This is a genomic window from Mycolicibacterium pyrenivorans (assembly GCF_025821625.1).
GTDB classification, from domain to species: Bacteria; Actinomycetota; Actinomycetes; order Mycobacteriales; family Mycobacteriaceae; genus Mycobacterium; species Mycobacterium pyrenivorans.
Window position 1 is genome coordinate 1 of record NZ_JACKSH010000220.1, and the last position, 486, is coordinate 486.

The following is a 486-nucleotide window of genomic DNA, read 5'->3' on the forward strand; positions in this document are numbered from 1 at the left end:
GGGCCGACTGCCCGACCACCTCGCCCAACCCTGATACCTGCAAACATGTCACGTTTCAACGCCACTTCCGCACAGGTTCGCGCGAACAAGTGCGCTTTAACTGGTTCCCGGTTTGATGTCACGATGGTGGTCTTGTTCTGGTGGCGTTCGACGACGATTTCGTAGAAGTCGCTGGTTTCGGTGGCGTCGAGGGAGCGCAGCGCGAAGTCGTCGATGATGAGGACGTCGACGGCCGCCAGCCGGCGGATCTCGGCGTCGACGGTGTGGTCGAGTCGGGCGGCGCGTAGCCGGGTGAACAGTTTGTCGGATCGGGCGAACAGGACGCTGTGCCGGCGGCGAATGGCTATGTGTCCCAGGGCTGTTGCCAGATGTGTTTTGCCTACGCCGACGGTTATCAACGGGTAGCAACACGCTCGAATCTATGTATGCAACAAGGGGGTTGATGCTGGGCAAGTCATCGTTGTTGCCGGTTTATCGGCGGGTGTT

Annotated in this window: 1 pseudogene; it reads right to left on the minus strand. The window is 60.1% G+C overall.

Going from position 1 to position 486, the window contains the following annotated elements:
- Positions 1-95: 95 nt before the first annotated feature.
- Positions 96-389: pseudogene (locus H7I57_RS24010) on the minus strand (ATP-binding protein); the annotation flags it as partial.
- Positions 390-486: the final 97 nt, after the last annotated feature.